This is a genomic window from Polaribacter sp. (genome assembly GCF_965656025.1).
Classification (GTDB): domain Bacteria; phylum Bacteroidota; class Bacteroidia; order Flavobacteriales; family Flavobacteriaceae; genus Polaribacter.
The window spans coordinates 79,990-84,509 of sequence record NZ_CBFHJT010000002.1 but is presented as its reverse complement, the minus strand read 5'-3'; the positions used below and the strand labels follow the sequence as shown (position 1 = coordinate 84,509).

At 26.5% G+C, this 4,520-nt stretch carries 4 protein-coding genes; all 4 read left to right on the top strand.

The features are described 5' to 3' along the window. Nucleotides 1-218: 218 nt before the first annotated feature. Nucleotides 219-650, top strand: coding sequence for a winged helix-turn-helix transcriptional regulator (locus ACTG3S_RS00800; RefSeq protein WP_439127475.1), 432 nt, complete (start codon nt 219-221; stop codon nt 648-650). A gap of 207 nt (nt 651-857) precedes the next feature. Then, complete coding sequence (locus ACTG3S_RS00795) at nt 858-1,013, top strand: hypothetical protein (RefSeq protein ID WP_439127474.1); 156 nt, start codon at nt 858-860, stop codon at nt 1,011-1,013. Between the two features lie 174 nt (nt 1,014-1,187). Then, nucleotides 1,188-4,076: a hypothetical protein gene (locus ACTG3S_RS00790; protein ID WP_439127473.1), complete on the top strand. Its 2,889-nt coding sequence runs from the start codon at nt 1,188-1,190 to the stop codon at nt 4,074-4,076. Between the two features lie 258 nt (nt 4,077-4,334). After that, on the top strand, nt 4,335-4,520 hold a 186-nt coding region (locus tag ACTG3S_RS00785), incomplete at its 3' end, for a hypothetical protein (RefSeq protein ID WP_439127472.1).

The following is a 4,520-nucleotide window of genomic DNA, read 5'->3' as shown; positions in this document are numbered from 1 at the left end:
AGAACCTTCAGAAGCTGCTGGATGTACTAACCAAAAAATACCAATTCCAATAAGCATAATGGCTGAAATTATACTCGACCATATACCGATACGGATATTTTTAGGTTGAGATTTATCTATAAATGATGATTTTTTATTCATAATAATTGTATTTTTGCTATTAAAACAGTAGCAAAAGTAGTTAAAATAATTTATTACTACTAAAATAATAGTAAAAAATGAAAAATAATTTTAGGTCGGGCTGTCCCGTTGCTTCTACTTTAGATATTGTAGGGGACAAATGGTCATTACTTATAGTAAGAGATATGTTACTTCAAGGGAAGAAAACATTTAAGGATTTTTCAATTTCTCCTGAGAAAATAGCACCCGGTATTTTGTCGTCAAGACTGAAGTGGTTGGAAGAAAACGAGCTAATTACTAAAAACAAATTACCAGATAATCAAAAAGAAAATATTTACTTGCTAACTGAAAAGGGAATAGAATTGGCTCCTCTACTTACAGAAGTTATTTTATGGAGTGATAAAAATTTAAGAGCGCAAAACACTGCAATGTTTTCTATTGCTGAGATAGGTTTTAATAAAGACAAAACAAAAGTTACAGCAGGTATTCAAAATAATTATCGCCAGCTTAAACGAGAAACTTTGGGTTGAGTATTTTTGTTTTATCCTTATTTGGGTTCTATACAAATAGTAATTAAAAAGATAAAGAGTTGATTGATAGATGTCAACATGTTTGAAGAAGCTTTAAAAAACATTTACAATTTTAATTAATGAGTTTTAATTAAAATAAGTTGATAAACTTACAGATGATGAAATTAGAACTATTTATTTATATTACACTATAAAGAAATTTTTAAAATGAATAATATAAATCAATATATAGAGGAATATTTATTTAATAGGTTTCCTCATTTAGGCAGTTCTAGAGTTTTCAATAATGCGATAAATAGATTCTTTAATGATGTAAATACTTTTAAACGTATTTATTCCAAAGCAATATGTGGTATAATTTAGCAAACTAGGTTCAATATCAGTCATTATTTGTTTATGGAAAGTGTCGGAAATGTTGCTACTGAAAAGAATAATGAAGTATATTACTCTATTAAAAGTCTCTCTCATTATATATACTTATGGCAAACTATCAGCTGCTATAATATCTCTTTTATTTAAAAAAATATAAAAAAAGTTATGTTACTTAATTTAAAAATTTTTGAAATTGTAAATAATAAATTATTGATAATATTCTTTTTATTAATTAAAATTAATTTATTTGCTCAATTTCTAAATCCTAAAGAAGTTTCTTTAATTAAGAATTTCAATCAAAAATATTTAAAAACAAATTTAAAGGTATTTGATTTTTCACAGAGCAATAATGGCGAAGTATATATTGCTACCAAAGAATCATTGCTAACTTTTGACGGTTTTACATGGAATAAATTTTCAGAAAAATATAAAACTGATCTTAGAGGGGTATTGTACGTCAATGAGCAAGAAATTTATACTTCTGGTCATCGAGGTTTTGGGGTATGGTCTAAAAATGAGTTTGGTCAATTGATTTATAAAAGTTTGTTTTTTAAAACACCAACAAAAGAGGCTCCTTTACTGCCTGTTTTTAAAAATATTACCAAGCATAATAACCGTATTTATTTTCAATCTTTTCAGCAAATTTATGTTTATAACCAGCTAAATGAATCAATTGAAATTATTTATGCCAATAAAGGATTTGGCGAAATGTTTTCGTTAAATGATAAACTTTATGTACAAGACTCTTATTTAGGTTTGTTTGAGATTAAAGAAAATCAAAAAATATTAGTAAAAGGCTCAGAAAACAATAATTTACTGATTACCAATATTTTTCATAAAAAAAATGAAATTTTGTTAGCAACAAGAAATAATGGTTTTTGGAAAATCGAAGCAAATAAATTAACAAAAAAAGATTGGACTGTAAATTCGCTTTTTGAGAAAAAATTTATAACTGATATCCAAAATTATGATGAAAATACTTTTCTTGTAGGAACCTTAAGAGATGGTGTGTATTTAATGTCTAAACAAGGAGATATTATAACACATATTAACAAAGAAAAAGGAATAGAAAATAACTCCATTCGAAAAGTATTTATAGACAATAATAAAAATATTTGGATTGCAACAGAAGCTGGTTTGAGTTACTTAGAGTTTAGTAACTTAAAATTTATTTGGGATAGCCGAAGCGAATTTGGAACAGTATATTCAAGTCTGTTAAAAGATTCTATTCTTTATCTTGGCACAAATCAAGGATTATTTAAAAAAAATATACAAAAATTCAATTCAAAGCCAATTTTAATAGACAACTCTGTAGAGCAAATTTGGCAAATTTATGAGTATGAAAATCAAATATTGATTGGAAGTCATAAGGGAGTTTTTAAACTAAAAAATAATAAACTACAAACCATACATATAGAAGGTGGGGCATGGACATTTAAAATACATCCCATTCACAAAGATATTATGTATGTTGGTTTTTATTCTGGTATAGCCGTATTTAAAAAAATAGGAGAAAATTGGAAATTTGTTAAAAAGTTTACAGAATTTGCAGATTCCTCAAGGTTTATAGAGTTTGATAGTAAAAACCAAATTTGGGTTTCTCATCCAGAAAAAGGCTATTACAGGTTAAATTTATCAAAAGATGGTTTAAATTTAATCGAAGTAGATTTTTATGGCACTAGCAACCCTTCTGTAGAAACAAATGCATATTTTACCAAAATTGACGGGAATTTGGTTTTTTACAACCCTAAGGGATTCTTCTTGTACAATGCTATTGATAATACTTTTACAAAAGCAATCTATCCTTATGAGATTTTTAAAGGCTTAAAAAACATTTATCAAATTCAACAAGATGATAACTTATTTTGGTATGCAACAGACAATTCTATTGGATATATAGAACGCAAACTTGGTACATTTAAAAAAACACAATCACCTTTTTATTCCATTTGGGAAAAAAACCTTAAAGATTTTGTAAAGTTTACAAAAATTAATAAAAATATTTATGGTATTAATCTAAATGACGGTATTGCTTTTTATACCTACAAAGAAAAAAATACCTATTCAAAAGCGCAAACCCCAGTCATTAAATCTATAGAAGCAATAAGTGCAAAAGATACTATTAACCTTTCAATTGAAAAGCCAACTTTAACGATTCCGTATCAAAATAATTACATTAAAGTTGTGGTTGCTTTACCTAACTTACCTTATGGCAGTTCAAGAATTATACAATATAGATTAAAAGGTTTACAAGAAGATTGGTTACAAACAGAGGAAATTTCCGAAATCAACTTTACAGGACTAAGACCAAATGATTATGAGTTAGAAATTCGTAACATTATAGATTTAGATAAAACCTCAACTAGTACTTTCGTTTCTTTTTCTATAATTCATCCTTGGTATTTTAACAGCACTGCCAAAATTACTTATATTTTGTGCTTTATTTTCCTTTTTTATGGCTACAATCTTTACTTAAAGAAGAAAAACGATAAATATATCTCTAAACTAAAACAAATAGAACAACAACGTAGAGAACGCCAAAAAGAAAAGTTTGAATTAGAAAAATTATCCTCGGATAAAGAACTACTCTTATTAAAAGAAGAGAACTTAAACCTAGAAATTAAAAAGAAAAATGCGGCCTTAGCTTCTTCTACCTTAAATAATATTAAGAAAAACGAATTGTTAACCGATTTAATTAATGATATTAAAAGTATCGATGAAAAGTTGGTTAATAGTACACTGCATTACCCGATAAGAAAAGTAGTTAAAAAAATTAATAATCACTTAGTAGATAAGGAAGACTGGCTTACCTTTCAGTTGCATTTTAGTAATTCTCACTCACAATTTTTCGAAAATTTAAGAGAAAAACATCCCAATTTATCTTCCAACGAAATAAAGTTAAGCGCTTATTTAAAATTAAATCTCTCTTCAAAAGAAATTGCTTCGTTAATGAATGTTGCTATTACAAGTGTAGAACAAAGTAGGTATCGATTACGCAAAAAATTTAATTTAGATAAAGAAGAAAACTTAGTAAACTACATTCAAAAGTTTTAATTTTTTAAGTTGCTAAAAATCAATATCTTATAATTTTTAACAAAGGTTTTGTAGAGGTTTTTTTGGTTGTAATATAATTTTTGTAGAGGTTAATAAATTGTTAATTCACAAGATTTAACTCATTTTTGAACTCAATTATAATCTTGAAGTTGTTCGCAGCAGTGTAAATGAAAAACAAAGTTATTATTTATTCATAAAATGAACAACAGCGAAATTATCTAAAATGTATGTTATTTTAACTTAAATTATTAATTTATTATGAAACTAAGATTACTTTTAATGCTAACATTAACTTTTGGCATGGCAAATGCGCAAGAAGTTACACACATCGATTTCGACACAAACAATCCTAATATTGTTTTTAATAGTTGGAACACTTCATCAACTTTTGCTAAAATTACAAATCCAGTACCTGATGCCACAAATACTTCTGCTTTTGTAGGG